This is a genomic window from Marinomonas sp. KMM3893 (assembly GCF_004352855.1).
GTDB classification, from domain to species: domain Bacteria; phylum Pseudomonadota; class Gammaproteobacteria; order Pseudomonadales; family Marinomonadaceae; genus Marinomonas; species Marinomonas arenicola.
In genome coordinates this window covers 112,471-137,021 of the sequence record NZ_SJSC01000003.1, presented here as the reverse complement: position 1 = coordinate 137,021, position 24,551 = coordinate 112,471, and the positions used below count along the sequence as shown (strand labels likewise).

Here is a 24,551-nt window from a genome sequence, read left to right as displayed (position 1 = left end):
GTTGTCGGCAATGAAAGTAAGAAAAAGCAGACAGCGTTAAGCCTAACCTTGGAGGCGTCAAAAAAGAAGAATATATTGGTTTAGTTTCGATGTGAGTTCAAGATTATGGTGGAGCTATGCGGGATCGAACCGCAGACCTCTTGCATGCCATGCAAGCGCTCTCCCAGCTGAGCTATAGCCCCAAATGACGTTGGTCTATTTATTCAAAAATAAATAGCACAGCCACTGGACAGAAAAGTCCTGAGAATGTTTTGTGGTGGAGCTATGCGGGATCGAACCGCAGACCTCTTGCATGCCATGCAAGCGCTCTCCCAGCTGAGCTATAGCCCCACAAAACAGCGATGGATTTTATTGGCGCTCGGGAATGCTGTCAACCTTTTCGTGACGAGTTTTAACTAATTGATTATCGAATACATTTGCCAAGCAAAATTACCACTCAGATAATATTGTGGTGAGCGCTCCATTTGTGCTTTTATGATCATTAAATTTCTAGGATAAAATAACAATTACCAGCATTATGTAGTAATCCAATGGGATAAAAGAAAATTATGGTCGATTTTCCTGATGTTTTAGACGATTTAATGATGGCACAACAGCCCATCTTCAAAAAATCTAAAGAGCTGTTCGGCTACGAGTTACTGTTTCGAGGGCAAGACAGCCAAAACGCTAACGTTTCAGATGGCGAAGCGGCGACCAGCCAAGTGCTAGTGAACCTATGCATTGGCATTACCCAATTAGAAACTCAGCTGCGCAAACCTTTTTTTATCAACATGACAACCGAACTCATGTTGTCAGACGCTTTTTTTCCCATCGCACCAGAAACCATGTACATAGAAATTCTGGAAGATCAGCAACTCACCCCGCAATTCATTAATGCCATTAAAAAATGGCGACAGGCCGGCTATCGGTTTGCACTAGACGATTATCAATTCGATAAAGAATATGAAAACCTGCTCCCTTGGGTTTCTATTGTCAAAATTGATGTGCTGCTCACACCACCAACAAACCACCTAGAGCAAATCAAAGCACTGAAGGCCAAAGGCCTCATTCTTGTCGCCGAGAAGGTCGAAAACCAAGCCATGTTTGATTACTGCTATGAGATGGGGTTTGATCTCTTCCAAGGTTACTTTTTACAAAAGCCTGAAATCATCAAGGGCAAAAAGATAAATTCAGCCGCACACAGCGCCATTACTCTCGTTAATGCTTTACAAGACAAAGACATAAGCATCGATACCGTGACAGACATGGTGGCACAAAACCCAACCTTGTCTTTTCAACTTTTGCGCATTTTAAAAAGCCCAGTCAGTGGCATACCCAAAGCCGTCGACTCCATTAAAGAAGCGGTCATTTTCCTCGGTCTAGTGCAACTAAAACGCTGGGCATTATTGATTACCCTTACGTCAACGTCTGTACAACCCAAATCCCTGTTTAAAATATTGCTCACCCGAGCCCGTTGTTGTCAGCTCATTGCTGAAATGGACAATAAAGCCATGGCAGATTCGGCGTTTATTACCGGCGTCATGTCTGGAATTGATGCCTTGTTTGCCATGGAGAAAAGCGTCATCTTAAACCAGATATCTCTCAGCTCTGAGGTTATGGACGCGATTTTGAAATCAGAAGGCACTCTTGGCACCTATCTAAAACAAACCATGAACTTTGAAAACCAAGACTGGCAGCAAATTCAGCAGATCAAGCCAGAACAACGCGCCAAGCTAAATCGCGCTTTTTTAGACGCCATGTTGTGGGCTGATGAGGTACTGCGAGAATTAAAATAATTTTTTTTTCGTTAATTGATTGACAGGAATGAAAAAATCCATAGAATACGCAACACCTTTTTCAAGGCCAGTGTGGTGGAATTGGTAGACACGACGGATTCAAAATCCGTTGCCTTCGGGTGTGGCGGTTCGAGTCCGCCTACTGGTACCAACATAAGAAAGCCCCGTAGCAAATGCTTCGGGGCTTTTTTTATGCCTGTTATTTATTCTCTTCAGACAAATGCTCTAGCACGTAATCTGGCAAGTCCGCTTCATCAGGAATCGGTGTAGATAAACCTTCTTCATCGATCGCGACAAATTTAAAATTGCCTTCTGTTACTTTTTCTCGCTGCCCAATACGACCTCGTCTTACCCATGCTTCAACACGAATATTCATAGAAGTACGGCCAACGGAATCCACATGCGTATAAATGCCTAGGATATCGCCCACTTTCACAGGGCGAATAAAGCTCATACCATCAAGCGCCACGGTCACCACTCTTGATTGCGCTCTTTGCCCCGCACAAATACCAGCGGCTATGTCCATTTGAGAGACGACCCAGCCACCAAAAATATCACCCGCTGGGTTCGTGTCACTCGGCATAGCGACTGTACGAGTTGTTAAGCGCCCCTTTACTTTTTCTTCAGTTGCCGACATACAGCACCCCTTTAAAATAGATATAACAGATAAAAAAATGCCGTGCTTTCTTGCCCGCTTCTATTGGCTTGCTGATTAACCGCCATTTTTAGCCTTGACTTGAAATACACAGCATATATAAAAATTATGAACACAAGGAGTCATGGAACCATGATCCAGTCCTCCGCGCGCCACACCGCTAAGAAAACTCGACTCGTAAATAATTGATTAACTTCTGAGGTGAACGAACATCTTGCAGAAACGATAACTTAAGATACGCTTCAATAGCATGAATATTCGAGTCCGTTAGCCACTCTCTTTCGTCGTAGAACGCTTGGATTAACGCCAATATTTCAAAGCCATTCTCTTTATCAATGTCTTCGTTCGCACTTTTTGGCTCAACAGGGTTCCACTGGTAGGTCCCTTTTAAATCACTGCGCTTAACTTGATAAACCATTTATACCACTCCCTTTCCCAGGATCTTCCCCTAAGACTAGCCGTTATTTAAACGCTTACTCAGGGGATTCATTTATACAGGGAAAGACTATTAGAATTGGACAAAAAACTGTCATCTATAGGTGAAAATCAACCTAATGAACTCGTTAGTAAACTGAACACTACAAAATAGTAGAAAACACAAAGAAAGGAATAAGCCACACTCATCGCCACAAAACAGCAAGATCAATAAAAACTAATTCATTAATATCAGTGAGTTACTGAAGGCTCCCCTTCTCGTTAAGTAGTTTGAAAACATGATATAGAGTTACACCAAAACAGCCAAGATAAAGCCGCAAATCATTACATAAAAAGCGCGACGACAGCACTTGGCGACGTCGCGTTGGGGATCATATCGGCATCAACGCCATGGGGGTCCGTAACACTTACAACCCCATCTCACTTAATTCAGGATGATCGAGCGGACGAGCGCCTAATGGCCAATGAAATTTTCGCTCACTTTCAGAAATAAGCAGGTCATTAATGCTGGCATGGCGCTCCTGCATGAGTCCCTGCTCATTAAACTGCCAATTTTCATTACCATAAGAACGGAACCAATTGCCTTCATCGTCATGCCATTCATAGGCAAAGCGCACACTAATACGGTTGTTATCATAGGCCCACAACTCTTTTACCAAGCGGTAATCATGCTCTTTCTGCCACTTGCTTGTAAGCAGCTCTTGGATCTGCGCGCGACCTACAGGAAATACATCACGATTTCGCCAGCGGCTATCTGGGGTATACGCCATAGACACCTTGACTGGGTCTTTTGTATTCCAAGCGTCTTCTGCCATACGTACTTTTTGTTTGGCTGTTTCTTCCGTATAAGGCGGAAAAGGGGCTTTAGCTTCTTCACTCATTGGTTCACTCCTAGATAGTAGAACGACTTGTCTACATAGAGAATAGACAAGTCGTTCTACTTTTGCAATGCGCAATCCCCTCCCTTAAGCCCAAGCCCTCGCCTTATAGAGGCACAAAGAGAGAAACCATCAGCGCTACAGCCTAATACCCTCTCACTAGATCAATTTGATTATTCAATTCACCCTTGCTGACAAAGCTCAATACGTTATCGGCGACTTGTTCGATGATGGTGGGAAGTGAGGCGTCGGAGGCTAAGTGCGGGGTGATAATGACCCCTTTCGTGGTCCACAATGGGTCTGTGGCTGGCAGGGGTTCTTGATCAAATACGTCTAGTAATGCTCCTCGCAAATGACCAGAATCGATCGCGTCAATTAAGTCACCCGATATCAGGTGACCACCACGACCAACGTTGATGATGTAGCCACCCTCTGGCATCTTATTAAACAAGTCTTTGTTCAGTATGCCTTTTGTCGCTGGACTTAAGGGCAATAAGTTCACCAGTAACTCCGTTTCTTTTAGCAGCTCAGTTAACCCTTCTGGGCCATGGTAGCAGCGGATACCATCCAGATTTTTAGGGCTTCTTGACCAACCAGATACGGTATAACCAAATTGCGCTAATCCGCGAGCAACAAACTGCCCTAACTCGCCTAATCCTAATACGCTAACACGGATGTCAGACGCTGGGCGCTGGCGAAAGCCTTGCCATTTTGACTCGCTTTGATTCGCACTTATCTTGTCAAAGTTACGCTGCACTGTCAGAGCGCCCCACAGTACGTATTCCAGCATGCCTTGTTTTTGATGGTCATCTACCACCCGACATACAGGCAAGCCTGACGTTAACAAAGTGGTCCCGAGATGATCCACGCCAGCCGCCACAGAATGCAGGCATTTTAAATTTGGGTAGCGAGTTAATAAGTCTGCTTCTGGATGCCAGCAAAGGGCCATGTACGCCTGCTCTGCTCTGTCATCACCAGCCACTAACACATTGATTTCTGGACGACGTTCTAAAAAAGCCGCTTTCAACCTAGCGGTGTATTTCTCATTGTTGGTTATTAATAAAAGGTCATTGCTCATAACGAATCTCGTACTGTGGATAGGCTGACTGTAATTTTCAGCCATCAGCCTGCCATATGAGCGAATACTTTTACAAACCCTCTCCTATCGAAAGTGAAAAATACCTTATTCATCGACACTTTTTGAGCATTTAACAATGTTCCCAACTATTCACCCGCAGCGGGATGCATTACACTCTTCGCTAAGTATTAACAACGCCTTAAAGAGCTGTAAGATCCTGTTATAAACCTCAGGAAAGGCGAAAAAGCCCTCTAATCTCGACGATTCAAGACATACCGTAAAGGACCCCATGCTGTGAAAAAAGTATTTATTGATGGTGAAACTGGCACCACTGGCTTACAAGTAAGAGACCGTTTGGTGAACCACCCAAACATTAGCATCATTAGTATTGATCCAGCGAAAAAGCGCGATGTAGAAGAAAAGCGCCGCCTGATGAAAGAAGCAGATGTGACCGTACTTTGCTTGCCTGATGACGCGGCAAAAGACAGTGTTGTTTTGGCCAAAGAAGAAGGCTGCCGTATTCTGGACGCAAGCTCAGTTCACCGTGTGGCAGATGGTTGGGTGTATGGCCTACCAGAGTTGGATGTCACTCAACGCGCTAAAATCAAAGACGCGCAGTTTGTTTCCAACCCCGGCTGTTACCCTACTGGGGCGATTCTATTGCTAAAACCTTTGGTCGAAGCGGGATTGTTGCCTGCATCTGGCGATTACTCCATTAACGCTATTTCTGGTTACAGCGGCGGTGGTAATGCACTGATTGACCGCTATGAAAACACAGACAATGCGCCTATTTTTGGGGCTTACGGCCTAACGTTTAATCATAAGCATCTACCAGAGATCAAAACTTGGTCCGGCATAAACAAAGCGCCTATCTTTGTGCCTAGCGTTGGTAGTTTTAGCCAAGGCATGCTGACTTTCTTACCGATTCAGCTAAAAGGCGAAGTCACCATGGCGCAGCTGCAAGCTAAATTGGCGGATGTATACGCGACTGACAGTTTTGTTAAGGTGAATGATTTTAACGCGGTTGAAGACGCTGCGGCGCCTTTCTTAACACCTCATGGTCTTGAGAACACCAACCTAGTTGAGTTGTCAGTATTGAGTGGCCCTGATAATCAATCCGGTGTCTTGGTTGCCAAACTAGATAACCTTGGTAAAGGCGCTTCGGGGGCGGCCGTACAGAACCTAAACATCATGTTAGGTTTTGCTGAAGAAACCGCCGTTAACCTTTAATCAAGATGCCATGTTTAGTAGCGCTGCTTATCAGCGCTACTTACTCGCGCTATTTATCAGCGCTAACAAGCAATACAGCGCCCTTTACATGGTCGATAGCAACAAGCTGGTTTCACTGTTTAGAATACCATCCACCTCTCGCACACGACGCAGCACACGATCGAACTCCCCCAAACTGGTGGTTTGCAATTCAGCGACCAAATCCCACGCGCCATTGGTCGTATGCAGCTTGACCAATTCAGGAATACCGCGCAGCTTTTTAATCACTTGCGACGTTGATTGACCAGCCACTTCGATCATCATAATGGCACGCACTGTTTCTTTTTCTACTTCTTGGTGAACCCGTACCGTAAACCCTAAAATTACGCCACTCGACACCAATCGATCCAGTCGGTTTTGCACCGTCGCACGAGACACTTTAAGTGTGTCGGCCAAATAAGAAATAGACGCTCGGCCATCTTTGCGTAATTCAGAAATCAAATCCGAGTCTAGGGAATCATAAATATAGGGTTTCATCTTGTTTCTCTCAGTTTAAAAAGAAAACTGACAATATGTCATATTTATCTGTCTATTTGCTAAAAATATCTTCAAATAGTATTAACTTCTGACATATTAAACAACATCAAGTCATCCTATTATGGCCTCTCTTCTTTTCTCTGTGCCAGAGGGCCTGTACATGACGAATACAATGAGCAACACAATCACCAAAACACAATCTCCTGAAGCCATTGTCATGGTACGCCCTCATCGTTTCGTTTCGAACCCTGAAACCATGGCCGACAATGCTTTTCAATATGCCTGTAAAAGTAAAAACGCCGCTCTAAGCGCCTACCATGAAGTAACAGAAGCCGTTGCTAGCTTGCAAGAAAAGGGGGTGACCGTGCATGTCTTTGAGGATAAATCGACTGCTACGCCAGACTCTGTGTTTCCGAACAACTGGTTCAGTACACACCATAACGGCACCTTGGTCCAATACCCTATGTACGCCCCAAACCGCCGCAATGAATACCGCCAAGACATCATGGACTTTTTGATTGAACACTACGGTTATCAAACCACGATTAATTTAAGACACCACGCTGACGAACAAGCGTTTCTAGAAGGGACTGGCTCCATCGTGTTCGACCACCAGCACAACATTGCCTACGCCGCTCGCTCCAAGCGAACCAATGAATCCCTATTCCGACGCATTTGCCGAGACATGGGCTATCAAGCCGTACTATTTGATGCGATGGACGAAAATGGCGTGCCAATTTATCACACCAATGTGATGATGTGTGTCAGCACTCGATTCGTTATGATTGGCATGGACATGGTCGCAGAAAAAGACCGACCAGCCTTATTCAGTCTATTTCAGCAAAGCGGCTTAAGCGTCATTCATTTGAGCAATCAGCAAATCCGACACTTTTGTGGCAATGCCATCGAGTTGCGCGGTACAGACGACAACATACTCGCGCTTTCTCATACCGCTTTCGGCGCCCTTACCACGCCTCAGAAATTGCTTATCGAAGCGTCCGTAACATTATTACCGCTTGCCATCCCGACCATAGAAAGTGCCGGCGGTTCGGTGCGTTGCATGATCGCAGGAGTGCATCGTTCTAATCTTGCACAATAGCGCTTGTGTCGACAAACGCGTCCCAATACGGAGGCGCGCCAAAATACCCATCTAAGAAATCCACAAAGCAGCGCACCTTACTTGCCAACAGCTTGCGGTGCGCATAAAGCGCGTATAGCCCCATCACCTTAGGCTCAAAATCCAACAACACTGGCACCAACTGCCCCTTTCGGATCGCCTCTCCCGCAATAAAAGTGGGCTGCAAAGCAATGCCTGCCCCAGCAATGGCCGCTTCGACCAGCACATCACCATTATTACTTTGAAAGGCACCGCTTTTTTCAATGTTCTTGCTGCGCAACCAAGGGAAAATACTCTCTCGATCATCCATCTCCATGTAGCTGTAATGCAGATACCTATGGTGTTTCAGATCTTCTGGGCAAGTGGGTGTCCCATGCTGTTTAAGGTAATCAGGCGAGGCACAAAGAATCACTCTCACTGGCGCGACGTGTTTAGCCACCAGCGATGAGCTTTTCAACTCACCGATTCTCAACACCACGTCAAATCCCTCATCAACCACATCGACCTTACGGTCATTAAGCTGTAAATCCAGATCAATTAGCGGGTATTGCTTTTGAAATTCAGCCAACAAAGGCGCCAAATGCTTAATCGAAAACGACACAGGCGCGCTAATCCGTAACGTGCCTTTCGGGTTTTGATGTAAGCCACCAAGCTGTTGATCCATCTCATCGATGCTGGCGAGGATTTGCTGAGCATGCTGCAAATACTGCATCCCCGCTTCTGTTAGATTAACCCTACGCGTTGTTCGGTTAAGCAAACGCACGTTTAGCTTGTCTTCTAACTGTGAAACATACTTGCTCACCAACTGTGGCGACAGCTGTAACAGCTCAGCAGCGCGGCTAAAGCTACCCTCTGTGACCACAGACACAAAAGCACGCATCGCATCAATCCTATCCATACCAACACCCTTTTATACAACAAACTCTATTATCTTCATTTTGTTGTTAATAATTCAACAACAGCCCTCTTAATTATAAAAAATATTGATAGTAAGATGGCTATATTCTCTAGCAATAGACACTTATTTGACTCTTTGAAAAACGGAACCCTATATGAGCTTACAACTTTTAAAAAAATTGGTAACAACGAACAATAGCCTAAGCGCCTTTATCTTACGTGCCCCTATCGGCATTATTTTGATGGCACACGGCTCGCAGAAACTGTTCGGCTGGTTTGGCGGCTACGGCTTAGAAGGCACAGGTCAATGGATGTCGAGCATTGGCCTTGATCCAGGCTATTTGATGGCCTTGCTATCTGGCAGTGCAGAATTTTTTGGTGGATTGGCTTTGTTGATTGGTTTATTAACTCGCCCAGCGGCGTTTGTTGTGGCGTTTACTATGCTAATCGCGATCTTCAGCGTACACATCAGCCATGGATTATTCGCCTCAAATGGCGGTTACGAATACGCATTAAGCCTATTTGTGGTGGCCATTGCCATCCTTATCCAAGGTGCTGGACGCTTCTCAATCGACAAAATGATTCAGAGTAAATTGTCTTAATGACAAGGCGCACTCAGGGTTCTATTACTCAGAACCCTGAGTGCATGAATAAGCATGAGTAAATCCCATAAAGAGAATCATCTGGCACTGCACTCTTGTTGAGACACACTTCCCTTTTTTTTATTAATACACACTCCCCTTTTTTATTGATACACCCTATCCCCGTTATCGACCTCACAAGAAACGACGCTGAAGGAAGCTAGATAACGCCGCTCACTTCATCAGACCTCATGGCATTTTTACCCTGCAGCTGCACCATCTTCCATCATTGATCAAAACAGAATAATTAGAGCTCTATTTATTCGACCTTCGTTATAAAATCCACGCTAACAACACTCAAGCTCACCTAGAAATAAGATTTTCAAAGCCATGTTTTTCATAGTTTTTTTGACTGGTTTTAGGAAGCCAAATAAAATTTATTTATTGACAAATAGTTACATAAAATAATAAGTTACAGCTCTAATCTTCATACCAAAGAAAAAATGCATATAAATCAATCATCAATAAACATTGTCCATCCCATTTCTTGTTCCTTGATGAAAAACGTTAAAGACCCTTAAGCACGCTAATTTGAGAATTAGCCGTATCAGAAAAAGCGCTTTTTCAGCGCTCATTACAGCAATATTGACTGAGCCGTTTTCTATTTTTCAATAAAAAATGAGTGACCAAAGAAAATCAATATAGAGCTCTAAATAAAATACAATTTTGGTAAACAATAATGAGTACACGGAAAAAAAAAAGTAGCAATAGACCTTGCCTTACTTCTACCCTCTGTTTTGGTCATCTTAGCGATAAGCATCCCGCTTCTTATCAACCCAGAAGCCAGTAAAATAGTCGTCAATCAACTGCTTGCTTGGTGCACAGGAACCTTTGGCTGGCTCTATCTTCTCGCTGGTATCAGCAGTTTCATGTTTGTCGGCTGGTTAGCATTCGGTCCTGTAGGTCGCATCAAATTAGGTGGCCCTGACGAAAAGCCAGAATTCAGTAAACTGCCATGGGTTTCCATGTTATTTTGTGCGGGTATTGGCATTTCTATCTGTAATTGGGCCTTTGTCGAACCACTCTACTTTCTTTCTTCGCCACCAATGGGAATCGAAGCAAACACAACAAAAGCAGTCGAATGGGCAGCTATGTACCCGATGTTTCACTGGGGGGTAATACCTTGGGCAATATATCTAATGCCAGCGTTACCAATTGGCTATGCCTTGTATGTCCGAAAAGTGAATGTACTTAGGCTAAGTGAAGCCTGTCGTGGTGTTTTAGGTAATTTAGTTGACGGTATCGTAGGCAAAATCATCGACATTATTGTGATATTTTCCATTGTCGGCGGTGTTGGTACATCATTAGGTTTGTCAGTTCCCCTTGTCTCCAAGCTTTTTCAGTCTATGTTTGGTCTACAAGATTCCTTTGGGCTGCAAATGGTCATACTTGCCGCATGGATCGCGATGATTAGCTGGAGTGTTTACAACGGATTAAACAAAGGCATCCAAACTCTTTCTAATATTAATGCGGCACTTGCCTTAGCACTGTTGGTATTTGTTTTATTTGCCAGCTCTACCATATTCATCTTAAACCTATGGGTTAACAGCTTCGGGCTCTTAGTGGATAACTTCTTCCGCATTGCATTCTGGACAGACCCTATCGCCAAAAGCGGCTTCCCGCAAAACTGGACTATTTTCTATTGGGCATGGTGGATAGCTTACGCCCCTATGATGGGGTTGTTTGTTGCTAGGATTTCCCGTGGACGTACCGTGAAAGATATTATTATCAACGGCATGCTTTGGGGGTCATTTGGTTGTTGGGCATTCTTCGCCATCTGGGGTGGTTATGCACTAAATCTAGACATAAGTGGCACCTTAGACCTTCAAACCATTTTGAGCCAACAGGGCATACCTGCGACCGTTGTTGCTGTGCTTCAGCAGCTACCGGCGTCGGAAATCATTATTCCATTGTTCACACTGCTTTGTTTCATCTTCCTAGCGACGACCGTTGATTCCTCAGCGTACATGCTAGCCGCTGTCTGCACTAAAGAGATCAATGGTTACCAAGAGCCAGCACGCTGGAACAGGATTCTCTGGACTCTATTGCTTGGATTAGTTGGTATTGGCTTACTGTCTATGGGCGGGTTAAAAGTAGTGCAGACATCGACTGTATTGGTTGCATTACCAATGATTCCAGTTTTAGGTATTATGAGCTTGTCATTGCTTCGTTGGGTAAAAGAGGACTTTTCTTCTGAATTAGCGCCCAATGTCATTGCCAATGACGCATCAGACAACACGCCAAATAGCACGCAACCTAGTAAAACAACCAGAGTTCAAGGCGTGATGGATTCACCTGCGATCAATAAATAATGACGCTCTAGTATGGCGTTTAGACACTGATAAAAAAGGGCAATCTACACGCTAGATTGCCCTTTTTTTGCTCTAACAGCCCCCCTTTGCGAGGTCAGCAACTAGCCAGTAACATCAAAACGAATCATCGTTTGGCCATGACTCACTATGGTGTTTTTACCCAATCGCGTCTTGGCTTCTAACATGCCATTGAGACTACCCGTCATAAAAAAGAACTCGCCTTGGTAACCTCGACGAACACATTCAACAAGGCCTTTCTTTAAGAAAAGTTGCTTTTCAGCCAGTAATTCTGAGTCTGTTGAACGGTATTCAAACACCTCGTCTGAGGTGTTGCTGTTGAACTGAAAATCCCCAACGACCGCATCATCCGCCACAATAATGCCGTAGTTAAAAAAGAAATCGCAGCCAATATGGCTCAATGGGTTAATCTTCTCACGCATCACTTCGATGGCCACTTTAGGCTGGCTCGCACTCACTAAAGCGTCGACCTCTTGTTCCGTATCAGGCACGCTCGCTTGGTAGCACAGCTCAACTTCAAAACCTGTTACATCACTAAGATTAAACTGCTCACTGTGGTTATTGGCCAACTGAAAATCAAAAATAGGCGAAATAATAAAGGTGTTTTTATCTTCGACAATTTTCCACCCTTTAATCGTGGCGCCCTTTGCCTGCAAGCTCGCGATCATCTCATCTTGAGCACGGCACATGCCATGGTAATCCTTACTGATGGACTCAAATTGGCCACCTTTAAAATCCCTAAGCACGCCATAATAGGTTTCTCTATTCATCTCACTCATCTTCACATTGCCCATATAGTATAATGATTACCCTGAACACCTTGCGTATTCATAGCTTAATACCCCCAGTGAATCACGTCCGTTTAAACGCTAAGGAATGCGTTTTTTGTTTTTATTTTTCTGCTATTGCGTAACACGTCTTATTCACGCCTACCATGCCCAAAAACACAGCAGAAGGTGCCTTTCGCTAGTTCAGCTCAAGGCCAGACTCTCTTGCGATGGTTTCTAAGCGCGCTTTTGCTTTCGCAATGTCTTCAAACCAATGGTCGTTTTGCGCCCACATTTCAATCACCAATGGGCCGGCATAATCGATTTCTGCCAGCGTTTTGAAAATCCCATGGAAATCGACCTGCCCTTCTCCAATCACCAAGTCACGAAATTGCCCTTTGCACTCAGGAGACACCCGTAAAGTGTCTTTCAAGTGCACCTGAACAATGTGCTGATGAGACAGTTTTAATTCCGTTGGTACATGGTGATTCCAACCGGAAATGTTGCCCACATCTGGGTACGCCATAAAATAAGGCGATGGAATTTTCTGCTTAAGCACTTCAAATTTGCTTAGCGAATTTAAATAGGGTGTGTCCATGATTTCGACACCCAATAACACGCCAGCGCGCTCGGCCATTTTGGTGGCTTTTTGCATGCCTTCAATAAAGCGCTCATGGGTTGCTTCGGACTGAGGCTCGTAATAGACGTCGTAGCCTGCCATTTGAATACAGCGAATGCCCATTTTATAAGCAAAGGCGATGGCTTTTTCCATGATCTCAAAAGCACGCTCGCGAACCGCGTCATCCATGGAGCCAAATGGGTATTTACGGTGGGCACTCAAGCACATGGACTGCAGCGGCATATCCAGCTCTATGCATAAGTTTCTTAACGCATAAATCTCTTCATCAGACCACTCTAAACGCGCCTGTCGGTCATCGGTCTCATCCACTGAAATCTCTACAAAATCAAAGCCTAGCTCTTTGGCTTTTGTCAGCCTTTCTCGCCAAGACAACTCAATAGGCAAGGCTTTTTCATAAATGCCCAAACGAAACTTTTTATCAAAATTGATCATCTCATGGCCTCAAGATAGGGTGTCTTCGATCGCCAGCGCGGTACTCGCCAAACGCTTCGCTAGGCTTTCAAAACCCATTCGGTTCATTTTTGGTGTTAATGACGAAATACTTATGGCGTAAATCGGCATTTTCTCTTTATTAAATACGGGCGTCGCCACACATGAAATGCCCGCTTCATTCTCTTCATCATCGATCGCATAACCACGTTCTTTAATGCGATCAAGCGATTGAAAAAACTCGTCTTTATCTAGAATGGTTCGCTCAGTTAAACGCTTCATAGTATTGGCATTACGCTGCCAATACGCCTCACGGACTTGGTCGTCTGCAAAGGCTAAAAAACATTTCCCCGCCGCCGAGCAGTACGCAGGAGAATGCAAACCAACGTAGGTTCGAGTGCGAAAAGATGCGTCTCGTGGCTCCAGCTTGTCTTTAAAAATAATATTGTCGCCATCAAAAGAGATGAAGTTCACCGTTTCATTCACCGCTTCTAACAAGCTAGTCAGATGGGGCTTAATGTAACCCGTCACGTCGGAATTCAGTGCGCTTTGGCCCACATGCAATAATTTCATGGTGAGCCGATAATCACCGCCGCTCGACAGCTGTACAACATAGCCTTCGCTTTCATAGGTGGATAACACCCGATGAACAGAAGACTTTGTCATGCCCAGTTCTTGGGAAATATGATTCAAAGAGGTTCCATTCGGAAACTTCCCTAAAAATTCCAAGACACTCAATGCTTTGATTAATGATTTAATGTGCTCACTCATAAAAAGGACCTACCAGAATTTTGCTATTTCGCTATGAAATGCTTCTGCAATAGACACACCTTCATCACTTGCCAGCGCGCGGCCAGCAATAAAAGACTTCACTTTTATTTGTTTAAATAGGTATAAATCTGCAGGCACAATTCCACCTGTTATGGACAGCTCAATACCGATATCAGAAAGCCGCTGCATTTTGTTAAGGTCGTCGTCTGTCCAACTAACGCCGGCAAGTTCAGCGTCTCGAGAACGATGATAAATGGCTTGAGTAATGCCCATATCGTACCACGCTCTGGCGTCATCGAAGGTCCAATGCCCATAAAGTTCTATTTGTATTTCACCTTGATACTGATCCGCGACTTTTTTGGCGGCTCGAATGGTTTCAATGTGCGCCGCGGCGCTCACCGTGACCCAGTTTGCCCCCGCCTCTAACGCCAGTCTTGTTAAAATGGCGCTGGCATCGGTGATTTTCATGTCACACACAACAATATGGTTAGGGTATTTCTCACGAACTTTCGCGACACTGTTTACGCCGTCAGCGAACGCCAAAATAGTGCCCACTTCAATCACATCCAATTGTTCTGCAACGCGGGCAACAGACGCAAAAGCGGTGTCTAGATCGGTCGCGTCTAATGCCATTTGCAATAAAGGTTTAGTCATCTTTGTGCTCCTCGAATTCTTTGAAAAAAGCAACCAATTGTAGATAGCGACGATACTTGCGCTGATATTGGTCATAGTGAGCCGAGTTAGGTTCGAAACGCTGGCTGTCGACTTTCATCGCCGCCAAACCAGCTTCGATGGACGGATACTCTTTGGCGCCCACCATGGCGACCAAGGCCGCGCCCAAAGAACCGGTTTCTTCGATGCTAGGAATGTCGATCGACATGCCGGTTAAATCGGCCAGCATTTGCATCCACACCTTTGACCCCGTTGAGCCACCGGTAACGCGTAATGACGCGGCATCAGGGAAACGCGCACGCATACGATCCAAATGCACGTTATGGCAAAACAACACCCCTTCCCAAATAGCCTGAATCAAATGAGCCTTAGTATGATGCGCTTGCATACCATAAAAACCGGCTTTCAGCCCTAGCCCCATGTTGGAACCATATAAGAAAGGAACAAAGAACAATTCGCTGCTCGCCGGTTCTAATGCGGCCACCAATTCTTCATTTTCTTGATGGTTAAACTCACCGTTTTCACCAAGATAATCCACGAACCATTCGTAGTTTCCGGCGGAAGTTGGGCTCGCCTCATGGATAATGTATTGCCCGTCTACCACGTAATGACCATAAACATAACGGTAATCAAGCGCGGTAATAGCGTCTGCAATACCAGACGTCACCGCCCAGGTTCCCATCACATAATTCAATGAGTTGGCATTCGCATCGACGCCAGAGCAAATCGCAGTGGAGACCACATCAAACAGCCCACCAAACACAGGCGTGCCTGTTTTTAAGCCTATTTCATTGGCCACATCAGACGTTACATACCCTGCTAGCTGATCAGGCTTGATAATGGGTGGCAAGGCTGAAAAAACCTCTTCAATACCAAACAAAGCCAATAATTCGCGATCGTACTCGCCGGTGTTGGCGTTAAAAAAGTTGCTTTCTGAAATGTTGGTTAACTCAGCATTCACCTCACCGGTTAAGCGAAAACGAAGGTAGTCATGGGCCATTAAAATTGAGCCTATTTGGCTGTAATTTTCAGGTTCATGCTCTTTTAACCAACGAATAATCGACACCGGATGACCTGTCCATAACGTCTGTAAAGTCATCGGGTAAATGGTTTCTGGCAATGCATCCGCCTGCCATTTTTTAACGATGTCCAACGAACGAGAGTCCGAAGAAATAATGCCATTACGCAGGTTTTTCTGATCTTTATCCAGCAGGTAAACCCCTTTTCCCTGGGCTGAAATGCTTAGTCCTTTGATGTCATCGACTGAGATGTCCGTGCTGTTTAACAGCTTAGTAATCACCACTTTGGCGTCATTCCATAAGGCGTCTAAGTCGCGTTCAACCCAGCCTTGCTGCTTATTAACCACTTGTGCTGACACTTTCGAGATCGCTATTTGCTGACCTGCGCTATCAAACAATGCGGCTTTCATGAAGGTGCCGCCAGAATCTAAACCAATAAAATAGTTCATCGTTGGTCACCTAATGGATGCGTCGATTTCAGGTGTTCTGGAAAAAGGGTTTGCAGCAACTCAGCCAGAGTATGATCGTTGTCATTCGTGGTTCGTGTGATCATGTTGGCGTGACGTTTCAAATTCTCATCGGCGTTTGCCATCGCAACGCCCATGCCCACCATTTCAAGCATGGAAATATCATTATGATGGTCACCAACCGCAACAACCTGTTCAGGAGAGATGCCTTTGTGCTTAATTAATTGGGCAAGCGCTGCGCCTTTGGTGTTGCCGATACTGGCGAAATCGATGCGATTCGACCACGACTTTTCACCGGTGAAATGCTGTTGAATAAAAGGCAAGGCAGCAAACTCATCCACATCGTCACCTTCTACAACAAACTTCCAAATACACTCAGCGCCTTCTACTTCTGGAGAGAAATCATCCACTTGGCGGATAATCGGTTTTACTTCGCCAGAAAAGCCTTCCGCCCACTCTGCCAACCTTGCCACATGCATGACAGGACGATGGGAGGAGTACAACATGGCGTCTTTTAGGTACACAACCACGTTAAGATTGCGCGCTTGAGCCAATTGTAAAAACGCCACGGCTTGGCTTTTTTCTATCGCGTTATGCTGCAATACGGCGCGGTTTTGGTAGTCATACACATAGGTACCATTACAGCAGATTGCCGGTGTCGTTAGCCCCAGTGCTTGATAATAAGGACCGGCGGCCGTGTGGTGACGACCGGTAACAATCAGTACTGGAATGCTTCTGCTTAAGACTCGCACAGTATCCACCAACACAGGACTGATGGTGAAATCAGACTTTAACGAAGTGCCATCTAAGTCCAAAGCCAATAATTGGTACATAAGTCACTCCTACTTTTGACCGTAATAAGCATTTTTTCCATGCTTACGCATATAATGCTTATCCAATAATTCTTCTTGTACCTTGATCTCAAGATTGAGCGATCGTGTGGCGATGGCCATCGCAGACACTTCTTCTAATACCACCGCATTGTGCACTGCATCAAAGGCGTCTTTACCCCAGGAAAACGGCGCATGACCAGAAATAACAGCACCGGGAATGGCCATTGCGTCTAAGCCTCGCTGGTTGAACTCTTCGATAATCACAAGACCGGTGTTTTTTTCATAGTCGGTGGCAATTTCAGCAGCAGACAAAGGTCGCGTACAAGGAATATCACCGTAGAAATAATCCGCATGGGTCGTCCCTAGTGCCGGAATATCCAACCCTGCTTGTGCCCATACCGTCGCGTGTCGTGAATGAGTATGAACAATGCCGCCAATGTTTGGGAAAGCCTTGTACAATTCGATGTGGGTTTGAGTGTCGCTGGAGGGGTTTAATGTGCCTTCTAATCGATTGCCTTCTAGGTCAATCACCACAATGTCATCCGCGTTCATGTTTTTGTATTCGACGCCGGATGGCTTAATGGCAATCACGCCTTTCTCTCTGTCTATCTCAGAGACGTTGCCCCAAGTAAAGGTTACCAAACCGTATTCAGGCAGCTGTAAATTCGCCTTTAGAACCCGTTCTTTTAATGCTTGATACATGATCACTTCCTCACTACCAACGTAACAAAGCACTTAAGGCATTCATCACGAGAGTAAAAAGAGGGACTCAGTCAGCAGCGCTGTGCTGAGCCCCTGATTGGTTATTTTTCTATTTTGACGCGGCTAAGATTTCATTGACCATTTTGTCGCCGTACTGTTTGATAAAGGCATCCCAAACAGGTTTCACAGCAGAACGGAATGCTGCGCTGTCTACATCACGGTTGACCTTCATGCCATGAGACTCTAGTTCAGCGATCATCTTGTCTTCTTTCTCGATGCTTAATTTACGCTGCATCGCAACGGCGTCGGCCGCGGCATCGGTAATGATTTTCTTCTCTGCATCGCTCAGTTTATTAAACTTCTTCGCGTTCATCGTAAACACCAATGGTGAGTACGCATGCTGAGTCAGACTCAAGTACTTTTGCACCTCGTAGAATTTAAACGAAAGAGTGACTGGGATCGGGTGATCTTGAGCATCTACCACACCAGTTTCCAATGCGGTGTAAAGCTCAGCCACAGGAATTTGCGTTGGGTTTGCGCCCAAAATAGAGAACATATCGTTTAAAGCTTTGGAGCCGTTTACACGCATTTGCAAGCCTTTAACATCGCCAGGTTCGCGAATTGGACCGCGATTGTTGGTGATATTACGGTAGCCATTTTCTGGGTAGCCGAGGCCTTTTAAGCCAAATTTTTGCATGTCATCCAACACCCCCTGACCGACTTTTCCGTCTAACACCTTGTAGGCGGTTTTTCTGTCTGGAAACATAAACGGTAAGGTGAATGCCGCAGACTCAGGCAATAGACCGGAGTAGTTATTCAAGCCAACAATGGAGAAATCGATGATTCCCACGCGGTTGCCTTCAATCATCTGAGCATCCGTGCCTAGCTGGCCATGAGGAAAGATATTGATTTTTAGGTCACCATGACTGCGCGCTTCCACTTCTTTTTTGAAAAACACAGACATAGTCTGTTGAAGATCAGACTCAGGGGCCGCGTGCGCCAACTTAAAGGTTGTCGCAGCCATCGCATGGTTAGCACTAATCGCTAATGTCATCGCCGAAGCAAGACCCATACCCTTCAGTAAAGTTTTCATTTTTATCATTATTTTTCTCCTTGAGGGTTTAACCAATTATTAATTTCATCGGAACAGTGATAATGCTAGGAAATACTATGAAGAGTATTAGTAGCAAAACATAGGCGCCAATAAAGGGCATGATGCCTTTTATAGCCGCAGACATAGGGACTCGAGAGACCCCGCAAACCACATTCAACACATTCCCCACTGGCGGTGTGATCAAGCCAATTGAGGTGTTGATAACAAACATCAAACCAAAGTACACAGGGTCGATCCCCGCCATTTTCACCACTGGCATTAACAGTGGCACCAGAATCAAAATGGTCGGACTTAAGTCCATCACCATGCCGACTAAGAAGACCAACAGCATGATCACTGCCATCAATAAGCGAGGGCTATCAACCAAGGGTTCGAGCAGCTCGGCAAGTTGTTGAGGCAATTGCGCCACCGTAATCAACCACGCAGCGACCATGGCGCAACCAACTAGGAACATCACCATGGCGGTAGAGCGACCGGCACGGCCTAATACCAAATACAATTTACGGAAGGTTAATTCGCGATAAATAAACACCGACACCAAGATGGCGTACACAGCGGCAACCACCGCCGCTTCTGTTGGTGTGAAAATCCCGAAACGAATACCACCCAGAATGATAAAAGGCAGGAAAAGTGCCCAAATACCGTCTTTCAGTGCGGCTAAGCGCTCTTTTGCAGAAGCCTTTTGTTCGACTGGCAATTGCTCTTTGCGCACCAAGAAAAACCATAAAAACAGCAAGGTCAGGCCCATAATAAGCCCTGGAACAATACCGCCGATAAAGAGGTTTTTAATGGAAATGCCCCCCGCGACCCCGATCAAAATAAGCGGAATAGACGGTGGAATAACAGGCGCGATAATGCCGCCAGAAGCCAGCAAGCCAATCGAAGAACCTTCTGGGTATTTGGCGTCCCGCATCATCGGATAAAGAATACTCACCAAGGCGGCCGCATCGGCCACCGCCGATCCAGACAAACCCGCCAAGAGAATCGAGGTCAGGATCGCTACATAACCAAGACCACCTTTACGGTGCCCAACGAAGGCGTTGGCAAGACGCACAATGCGCATCGACAAGCCGCCCACCGACATCACTTCGCCAGCGACTAAAAAGAAAGGAATCGCCAACAAGGTAAAGCTGTCTACGCCGTTGATTAGAGCGTTCGACAAGATGTCTGCACTGAACAAATCCATGTGGAACATCAGTGCCATTGAGGACAGCAATAACGCAAAGGAAACCGGTAGACCCAATAAAATCGAGCCCATTAATACGACTAAAAAGATCGTTAATGTCATTCTTGATCCTCCATATCCGTCAGCCAACTAGGGTCGAATATTCGAACCAACGAAATCATCACAATTAACAAACCAGAGACAACGCCTGCCAAAGCAAACAAGGCCGTAGGTAACCCTGTGAGTGGAGAGATATTGCTCCAATTGGCAATGGTTTGGTTCATCGCCCCCACAAATAACATGCCAGAAGAGACAAGAATAACCACCCAGATGAGGCGATTCAGAATGGGGACGGCGCTAGGGAAGAAGCGCTCTGAAAATTCAGCGATAGCAAGGTGTTCGCCACGGCGTAACACCACCGCAGCCCCTAGCAAAACGATCCAAACTAGGCACAGTCTAGACAACTCCACCGAGGAGCGAATACCGGAAGAAAAGCCATAGCGGAGAACGACATTGGTAAACACCAAAACAATCATAGAAGCGAGTACAACAGTGATAAACACGTCTATGCCTTGCCACATCCATTTTATTGTTTTTTTCATGATGACAGCCTCTGAAAACAGTTATTTCAATTCAATAGTGATTCTATTTGTTGCCAAATCGAATCATGAATTTCAATGCCACCAGCACGCTCATGTTTCTCTAAGAATTTTTCAATACTGCTGCCCGCCACCTGAACAGTGCCCGTTTCAGCAGGCTCTGACGCCAACACGTAATCTCGAATGCGCTTCATCTCTTCAGAGAATTTTGACGCTTCAATGGTTTTGCTTAGGTCGATGGCAATCAAGAATTGAGAAACACCAAATTCGCCGCCCATGTCTTCTGTTAACGCAGGCACAGAATGACCGCCCGTAATAGCGGTCAACATCATGTCCAACACCAAAGACATAGAAGAACCTTTCCAAAAGCCCATCGGCAAAATACGTTTGTTTTCCCATAACACATGCGGGTCTTTGGTCAGCTCACCGTTGTTGTCGTAGCCACCCACAACAGGCAGTTCTTTGTCCGCTAGGACGTAGTTTTGCAGCTGACCATAAGAGAATTGAGACATAGAGCAATCAACAAGAACCGGTGGATCACCAGCGATTGCCATGATAAGAGGGTTGGTGCCTAAACGGTGATCTTTACCACCCCAGGCTGGCATAACAGCGGTCGAGTTAGTGGCAGCAATGCCTGCAAACCCTTCTCGCGCCATGCGAAGTACATAAGAACCGCCGCGCATCCAGTGGTTGGAATTGCGCATTCCCACCATACCGATGCCATATTGACGGGCCAGTTCCATCGCTCGATCTGAACAAATCAAACCATTCAAGACACCAGGACCAAAATGACAATCCCACTGCTCTAATGCGCCCATACTGTTCACGCATTCAGGGGTTTCATTTAATTTGATCTGGCCTTTGTCTACTTGCGAAATAAATACCGGAAAACGGTTAATGCCATGGGAGTAAATCCCTTCGTTGGCCATTTCTACAAAACCTTCAGCAAGACGCGTCGCGTTGTCTTGCTCCATGCCTCTAGACAGCAAAATCGTTTTATAGGTATCAGTAAGCTTTGCTACAGATATGATTGGCATAGTAAACCTCATGTTTTTCCGTATTACGGAATTTGTTATTGTTGTTATTCCATATAATGGCATCGTATGAATTTAATGGGAAGTCTGTTTCTTCAAATTTCAGAAAATAAACGCGTAAAATACCGCTTAAAAAGCGCCTTAAAATCCGATAATTCTGATCATTTAAATAAAAACATTAAGAAGGGCAATAAGTTAGAGCGCACACACTCGATGCTAAAGGAGGAAAATAATCGCGCCAATTTTTCTCAAAAATGAAAGGTTCAAGGTTACACAGCAAAAGCCGCTCATAACTGTCCTTTCTAAAAAACTCAGTTCTCATTTATTTTAGGCATAAAAAAAGCCAGCGCACTGGCTGGCTTTCGTGACTCTCTTAACCTTGTCGTTATTAACGTGTCTTAGACAGCGCCTTAATATCACTACCATGAACCTGAACTTGTAGTTCATGGGTTAAGCGTCGAATCTCTTCTAATTGCCCTAACAAAGAGTGCAATTGAGACTGTACAAAATAATGTCGCTCATCTTCGTCGGCTGGCGTGTCTGCGAGGCTTTTTCTCAAACGCTCAAATTCAACACTACTGTCATTTACCAACTGTCTTTGCTCAAGGCATTCTGCCACTTCGTGTAAACTTCCCACTATGTAATTTCCCGCATCTGCTAATAACTGATTACTTGACTGTTCGATTAACGTGCCGCGATGAGCGCTAAACGCGGCTATGTAATTAAATAGGGTATGACTGCGTATCACTAAACGCTGCCAAAGCTCGGTATCACGGCGAAAGTGACCCGGTTCTTGCTGCATATTAACTAAGGTCGAGGTTAGCAAGGCATCGGCGTTATAAGCGCGTCGACGGCTGTGGCGATAGACCTGCTCACTGACGTTGTCTTCTTGATAAAAGCGCATCAACTCTCGTAAGTAATCCGCACTACGGCGTAAGCCTTCAGCAAAGGTTATTGGCAGTTGGCGATACGCCCAATCCGGTAAAATGAAAAACACCGCAAGCCATGAAATAACACTGCCAATTAAGGTATCGATCAATCGTGGCCAAATCACATCATACCCATCTGATACCTGATTAAAGCAGCACACGACCATTAGCGTGATGGCCGCCGTCGCCAACATATAACGATTGGTTCGCGTTAAGAAAAACACCACACCAGCCACAACCGCAATCGCTAATTGAATGATTTCCACTGGGAACAAAGTAATTAAGGACCAAGCCGCAACCAGCCCTATCACTGTCCCTGCGATACGCTCGTAGAGCCGTTTTCGAGTCGAGCCAAAGGTTGGCAAGCACACAAACAAGGTGGTCAACATGACCCAATAACCTACCGAGAGGTTCAAATTTTGGATAATGGCATAGCCTGCGGTAAGCGCTAACGACATGCGCACAGCATGTCGAAACACCTGAGACTTTGGGGTCAACTGGTCCACGATTTGGTCAAAAATAGAGCGAAACGTGGTTCGCGGTTGGGGTATTTGCAAGGAAGCATCGGACAAGGAGACGTCTTCTAATTGACGCGCTTTGTCTAATTCCTGTTGTAAGGCAATGATATTGTCGGTTAATTGACGCAGCGGACGGAAAAGACGCCACTGGGTTGGTTCCGCTTCGCGTTCTAAGTAATCCATCGATCTCAGTACGCCGGCCACCGTTTCTTCGCTGTCGCGTAAATCAATCGAATGACCACCACGAATCGCTTCGCCTATTTTTCGACAGCTGGTCCCTGCTTCAGACAACTGACGCTGAAGCCGAAATAAAATATCACTGTGGAAAAAGGTTTCTGCCAAATCGGAATAATTATAGTGAGAGGAACTGGCTCGTTCGTGGATACCTTGAGCAATAAAATAAAAGCGGATATAACGCCCTAATCTAGGATTGGTTGGGTCACTGTCAATGCGACTCACCAAAATCTCTCGCACGCGATTTAACGCGACCACAACCTGCCCATGCTGCTGAGCTAAATCGAGTCGTAAAGAGTCCACGGCACCGCGCGTTGGTAATGGAAAAAACTTAGACTTAAGTTTTAAATAAAGCCCGACCTCAATATACAGGGAGGTCAACGCTTGGCGCAGAGTCACATGGGCAAACAAAGCCGCCCAAATCACCGACAAAATACCGTACCATAAAGCCCCTAATGTCAATAATACTGGCTCGTACCAAACCGGCACTTCATGGGTGGCTTGGTTAAGACCTATCATGGTGTAAACCGCCAAAATCAAGGTCGCTTGTGAGATCAAACCATAGCGTCGTCCTAGCGCTCCACCCATGGATAAGGAAAACGCCACAACGGCAATAGACGCGCCAAATACCCAAGGGTAAGGCATTAATAAACGCACCCCAAAGGCAGTAATAATGAACAAAATCAGAGTGATAGAAAGCGTTCGAACCCGACCTTGCCAGCCATCTTCAGTCTCCGCTAACGCGCTCGCAATTACCCCTAAAAAAAGTGGGATAACCATATCGATGCGGTCAATACTCCAACTCACCGCCATAGCGCCACACAAGGCCACAAACACCCTTACGCCATAAGACAATTGGCTCGTGCTGGTACCACTCAATTTACGTAACGATTGCAGGGAATGTTTAAAGGACAGCATAATAAAATTGCGTCTCCTGGTCGACGACAGCAATAAAGGGAGCATGAGGATAAAGATCGATTTTAAACGGCCATTAGAGTAACTACAAGTGAGCAAAGCCTATCTGCAAGTTACTTCCTAATAGCATGATTAAAAAGCACTTTTTATCACTATTTCGCCCTCATATTCTTCCCTAAAACACGCTTTAT

The 24,551-nt window shown here is 45.4% G+C and carries 23 protein-coding genes and 3 tRNA genes; 6 read left to right on the top strand and 20 right to left on the bottom strand.

Features of this window, described 5'->3' with window-relative positions; translation table 11 throughout:
• Nucleotides 1-106: 106 nt before the first annotated feature.
• Both E0D71_RS08570 and E0D71_RS08565 read right to left on the bottom strand, forming a co-directional pair.
• A tRNA-Ala gene (locus E0D71_RS08570) sits at nucleotides 107-182 on the bottom strand.
• A gap of 72 nt (nucleotides 183-254) precedes the next feature.
• Nucleotides 255-330: transfer RNA gene (locus E0D71_RS08565), tRNA-Ala, on the bottom strand.
• Nucleotides 331-548: 218 nt separating this feature from the next.
• Between E0D71_RS08565 and E0D71_RS08560 the strand changes: the two genes are divergently transcribed.
• Together E0D71_RS08560 and E0D71_RS08555 are read left to right on the top strand one after the other, a co-directional pair.
• Nucleotides 549-1,775, top strand: coding sequence for an HDOD domain-containing protein (locus E0D71_RS08560; RefSeq protein WP_133002898.1), 1,227 nt, complete (start codon nucleotides 549-551; stop codon nucleotides 1,773-1,775).
• Between the two features lie 66 nt (nucleotides 1,776-1,841).
• Nucleotides 1,842-1,926: transfer RNA gene (locus tag E0D71_RS08555), tRNA-Leu, on the top strand.
• A 48-nt stretch (nucleotides 1,927-1,974) separates the two neighbouring features.
• Here the strand turns inward: E0D71_RS08555 and E0D71_RS08550 are convergent.
• From E0D71_RS08550 to E0D71_RS08535, 4 genes are all read right to left on the bottom strand, one after another.
• Nucleotides 1,975-2,412: an acyl-CoA thioesterase gene (locus E0D71_RS08550; protein WP_133002897.1), complete on the bottom strand. Its 438-nt coding sequence runs from the start codon at nucleotides 2,410-2,412 to the stop codon at nucleotides 1,975-1,977.
• Nucleotides 2,413-2,590: 178 nt separating this feature from the next.
• The gene (locus tag E0D71_RS08545; protein ID WP_133002896.1) at nucleotides 2,591-2,848 is read right to left on the bottom strand and encodes a hypothetical protein; all 258 of its coding nucleotides are present in this window, start codon (nucleotides 2,846-2,848) and stop codon (nucleotides 2,591-2,593) included.
• A gap of 424 nt (nucleotides 2,849-3,272) precedes the next feature.
• Complete coding sequence (locus E0D71_RS08540) at nucleotides 3,273-3,746, bottom strand: nuclear transport factor 2 family protein (protein WP_133002895.1); 474 nt, start codon at nucleotides 3,744-3,746, stop codon at nucleotides 3,273-3,275.
• Between the two features lie 142 nt (nucleotides 3,747-3,888).
• A complete protein-coding gene (locus tag E0D71_RS08535; RefSeq protein ID WP_133002894.1) occupies nucleotides 3,889-4,821 on the bottom strand; it encodes a glyoxylate/hydroxypyruvate reductase A in 933 nt (310 codons plus the stop codon).
• A 294-nt stretch (nucleotides 4,822-5,115) separates the two neighbouring features.
• Here E0D71_RS08535 and argC point away from each other — a divergent pair, with 294 nt between their 5' ends.
• The gene (gene argC / locus E0D71_RS08530) at nucleotides 5,116-6,051 is read left to right on the top strand and encodes an N-acetyl-gamma-glutamyl-phosphate reductase (RefSeq protein WP_133002893.1); all 936 of its coding nucleotides are present in this window, start codon (nucleotides 5,116-5,118) and stop codon (nucleotides 6,049-6,051) included.
• Between the two features lie 84 nt (nucleotides 6,052-6,135).
• Here argC and E0D71_RS08525 read toward each other — a convergent pair whose 3' ends face one another.
• Nucleotides 6,136-6,567, bottom strand: coding sequence for an Lrp/AsnC family transcriptional regulator (locus E0D71_RS08525; RefSeq protein WP_133002892.1), 432 nt, complete (start codon nucleotides 6,565-6,567; stop codon nucleotides 6,136-6,138).
• A gap of 160 nt (nucleotides 6,568-6,727) precedes the next feature.
• On the opposite strand from E0D71_RS08525, the gene E0D71_RS08520 reads away from it, so the two are divergent.
• A complete protein-coding gene (locus tag E0D71_RS08520; RefSeq protein ID WP_207923357.1) occupies nucleotides 6,728-7,666 on the top strand; it encodes an arginine deiminase-related protein in 939 nt (312 codons plus the stop codon).
• Here E0D71_RS08520 and E0D71_RS08515 read toward each other — a convergent pair.
• Nucleotides 7,650-8,582 carry a LysR family transcriptional regulator gene (locus tag E0D71_RS08515; RefSeq protein WP_133002891.1) on the bottom strand — a complete coding sequence of 311 codons (933 nt, stop codon included), beginning with the start codon at nucleotides 8,580-8,582 and terminating at the stop codon, nucleotides 7,650-7,652. The two genes, E0D71_RS08520 and E0D71_RS08515, sit on opposite strands and share 17 nt — an antisense overlap.
• A 154-nt stretch (nucleotides 8,583-8,736) precedes the next feature.
• Here E0D71_RS08515 and E0D71_RS08510 point away from each other — a divergent pair, with 154 nt between their 5' ends.
• Nucleotides 8,737-9,183 carry a DoxX family protein gene (locus E0D71_RS08510; protein ID WP_133002890.1) on the top strand — a complete coding sequence of 149 codons (447 nt, stop codon included), beginning with the start codon at nucleotides 8,737-8,739 and terminating at the stop codon, nucleotides 9,181-9,183.
• A gap of 746 nt (nucleotides 9,184-9,929) precedes the next feature.
• On the top strand, nucleotides 9,930-11,534 hold the full coding sequence (locus tag E0D71_RS08505) for a BCCT family transporter (protein ID WP_133002889.1): 1,605 nt from the start codon (nucleotides 9,930-9,932) through the stop codon (nucleotides 11,532-11,534).
• A 101-nt stretch (nucleotides 11,535-11,635) separates the two neighbouring features.
• On the opposite strand, the gene E0D71_RS08500 is transcribed toward E0D71_RS08505, so the two are convergent.
• From E0D71_RS08500 to yccS, 12 genes are all read right to left on the bottom strand, one after another.
• On the bottom strand, nucleotides 11,636-12,322 hold the full coding sequence (locus tag E0D71_RS08500; RefSeq protein WP_133002888.1) for a hypothetical protein: 687 nt from the start codon (nucleotides 12,320-12,322) through the stop codon (nucleotides 11,636-11,638).
• 196 nt (nucleotides 12,323-12,518) lie between these two features.
• Nucleotides 12,519-13,391 carry an L-ribulose-5-phosphate 3-epimerase gene (locus E0D71_RS08495; protein ID WP_133002887.1) on the bottom strand — a complete coding sequence of 291 codons (873 nt, stop codon included), beginning with the start codon at nucleotides 13,389-13,391 and terminating at the stop codon, nucleotides 12,519-12,521.
• Between the two features lie 9 nt (nucleotides 13,392-13,400).
• Nucleotides 13,401-14,159, bottom strand: a complete 759-nt coding sequence (locus E0D71_RS08490; protein ID WP_133002886.1) for an IclR family transcriptional regulator — start codon at nucleotides 14,157-14,159, stop codon at nucleotides 13,401-13,403.
• Between the two features lie 9 nt (nucleotides 14,160-14,168).
• On the bottom strand, nucleotides 14,169-14,813 hold the full coding sequence (locus E0D71_RS08485) for a 3-keto-L-gulonate-6-phosphate decarboxylase UlaD (protein WP_133002885.1): 645 nt from the start codon (nucleotides 14,811-14,813) through the stop codon (nucleotides 14,169-14,171).
• Complete coding sequence (locus E0D71_RS08480; protein ID WP_133002884.1) at nucleotides 14,806-16,299, bottom strand: FGGY-family carbohydrate kinase; 1,494 nt, start codon at nucleotides 16,297-16,299, stop codon at nucleotides 14,806-14,808. The genes E0D71_RS08485 and E0D71_RS08480 overlap by 8 nt, the downstream gene beginning before the upstream one ends.
• A complete protein-coding gene (locus E0D71_RS08475) occupies nucleotides 16,296-17,150 on the bottom strand; it encodes a Cof-type HAD-IIB family hydrolase (RefSeq protein WP_133002883.1) in 855 nt (284 codons plus the stop codon). Before E0D71_RS08475 ends, E0D71_RS08480 begins: the two co-directional genes overlap by 4 nt.
• Before the next feature lie 9 nt (nucleotides 17,151-17,159).
• On the bottom strand, nucleotides 17,160-17,852 hold the full coding sequence (locus tag E0D71_RS08470; protein WP_133002882.1) for an L-ribulose-5-phosphate 4-epimerase: 693 nt from the start codon (nucleotides 17,850-17,852) through the stop codon (nucleotides 17,160-17,162).
• Nucleotides 17,853-17,961: 109 nt separating this feature from the next.
• Entirely contained in the window at nucleotides 17,962-18,954 is a 993-nt protein-coding gene (locus E0D71_RS08465; RefSeq protein WP_207923355.1) for a DctP family TRAP transporter solute-binding subunit, read from the bottom strand.
• Nucleotides 18,955-18,973: 19 nt separating this feature from the next.
• On the bottom strand, nucleotides 18,974-20,254 hold the full coding sequence (locus E0D71_RS08460; RefSeq protein ID WP_133002671.1) for a TRAP transporter large permease subunit: 1,281 nt from the start codon (nucleotides 20,252-20,254) through the stop codon (nucleotides 18,974-18,976).
• Nucleotides 20,251-20,733, bottom strand: a complete 483-nt coding sequence (locus E0D71_RS08455) for a TRAP transporter small permease (protein WP_133002881.1) — start codon at nucleotides 20,731-20,733, stop codon at nucleotides 20,251-20,253. The genes E0D71_RS08460 and E0D71_RS08455 overlap by 4 nt, the downstream gene beginning before the upstream one ends.
• A 26-nt stretch (nucleotides 20,734-20,759) precedes the next feature.
• Complete coding sequence (yiaK, locus tag E0D71_RS08450) at nucleotides 20,760-21,767, bottom strand: 3-dehydro-L-gulonate 2-dehydrogenase (protein WP_133002880.1); 1,008 nt, start codon at nucleotides 21,765-21,767, stop codon at nucleotides 20,760-20,762.
• A 385-nt stretch (nucleotides 21,768-22,152) separates the two neighbouring features.
• Nucleotides 22,153-24,363 carry a YccS family putative transporter gene (gene yccS / locus E0D71_RS08445; protein ID WP_165942976.1) on the bottom strand — a complete coding sequence of 737 codons (2,211 nt, stop codon included), beginning with the start codon at nucleotides 24,361-24,363 and terminating at the stop codon, nucleotides 22,153-22,155.
• Nucleotides 24,364-24,551: the final 188 nt, after the last annotated feature.

Excerpts from the sequence above, each read along its gene's own strand:
- E0D71_RS08560 (WP_133002898.1), top strand. The coding sequence starts at position 549 with ATGGTCGATTTTCCTGATGTTTTAGACGATTTAATGATGGCACAACAG.
- E0D71_RS08550 (WP_133002897.1), bottom strand. The coding sequence starts at position 2,412 with ATGTCGGCAACTGAAGAAAAAGTAAAGGGGCGCTTAACAACTCGTACA.
- E0D71_RS08545 (WP_133002896.1), bottom strand. The coding sequence starts at position 2,848 with ATGGTTTATCAAGTTAAGCGCAGTGATTTAAAAGGGACCTACCAGTGG.
- E0D71_RS08540 (WP_133002895.1), bottom strand. The coding sequence starts at position 3,746 with ATGAGTGAAGAAGCTAAAGCCCCTTTTCCGCCTTATACGGAAGAAACA.
- E0D71_RS08535 (WP_133002894.1), bottom strand. The coding sequence starts at position 4,821 with ATGAGCAATGACCTTTTATTAATAACCAACAATGAGAAATACACCGCT.
- E0D71_RS08525 (WP_133002892.1), bottom strand. The coding sequence starts at position 6,567 with ATGAAACCCTATATTTATGATTCCCTAGACTCGGATTTGATTTCTGAA.
- E0D71_RS08520 (WP_207923357.1), top strand. The coding sequence starts at position 6,728 with ATGACGAATACAATGAGCAACACAATCACCAAAACACAATCTCCTGAA.
- E0D71_RS08515 (WP_133002891.1), bottom strand. The coding sequence starts at position 8,582 with ATGGATAGGATTGATGCGATGCGTGCTTTTGTGTCTGTGGTCACAGAG.
- E0D71_RS08510 (WP_133002890.1), top strand. The coding sequence starts at position 8,737 with ATGAGCTTACAACTTTTAAAAAAATTGGTAACAACGAACAATAGCCTA.
- E0D71_RS08500 (WP_133002888.1), bottom strand. The coding sequence starts at position 12,322 with ATGAATAGAGAAACCTATTATGGCGTGCTTAGGGATTTTAAAGGTGGC.
- E0D71_RS08495 (WP_133002887.1), bottom strand. The coding sequence starts at position 13,391 with ATGATCAATTTTGATAAAAAGTTTCGTTTGGGCATTTATGAAAAAGCC.
- E0D71_RS08490 (WP_133002886.1), bottom strand. The coding sequence starts at position 14,159 with ATGAGTGAGCACATTAAATCATTAATCAAAGCATTGAGTGTCTTGGAA.
- E0D71_RS08485 (WP_133002885.1), bottom strand. The coding sequence starts at position 14,813 with ATGACTAAACCTTTATTGCAAATGGCATTAGACGCGACCGATCTAGAC.
- E0D71_RS08480 (WP_133002884.1), bottom strand. The coding sequence starts at position 16,299 with ATGAACTATTTTATTGGTTTAGATTCTGGCGGCACCTTCATGAAAGCC.
- E0D71_RS08475 (WP_133002883.1), bottom strand. The coding sequence starts at position 17,150 with ATGTACCAATTATTGGCTTTGGACTTAGATGGCACTTCGTTAAAGTCT.
- E0D71_RS08470 (WP_133002882.1), bottom strand. The coding sequence starts at position 17,852 with ATGTATCAAGCATTAAAAGAACGGGTTCTAAAGGCGAATTTACAGCTG.
- E0D71_RS08465 (WP_207923355.1), bottom strand. The coding sequence starts at position 18,954 with ATGATAAAAATGAAAACTTTACTGAAGGGTATGGGTCTTGCTTCGGCG.
- E0D71_RS08460 (WP_133002671.1), bottom strand. The coding sequence starts at position 20,254 with ATGACATTAACGATCTTTTTAGTCGTATTAATGGGCTCGATTTTATTG.
- E0D71_RS08455 (WP_133002881.1), bottom strand. The coding sequence starts at position 20,733 with ATGAAAAAAACAATAAAATGGATGTGGCAAGGCATAGACGTGTTTATC.
- yiaK (WP_133002880.1), bottom strand. The coding sequence starts at position 21,767 with ATGCCAATCATATCTGTAGCAAAGCTTACTGATACCTATAAAACGATT.
- yccS (WP_165942976.1), bottom strand. The coding sequence starts at position 24,363 with ATGCTGTCCTTTAAACATTCCCTGCAATCGTTACGTAAATTGAGTGGT.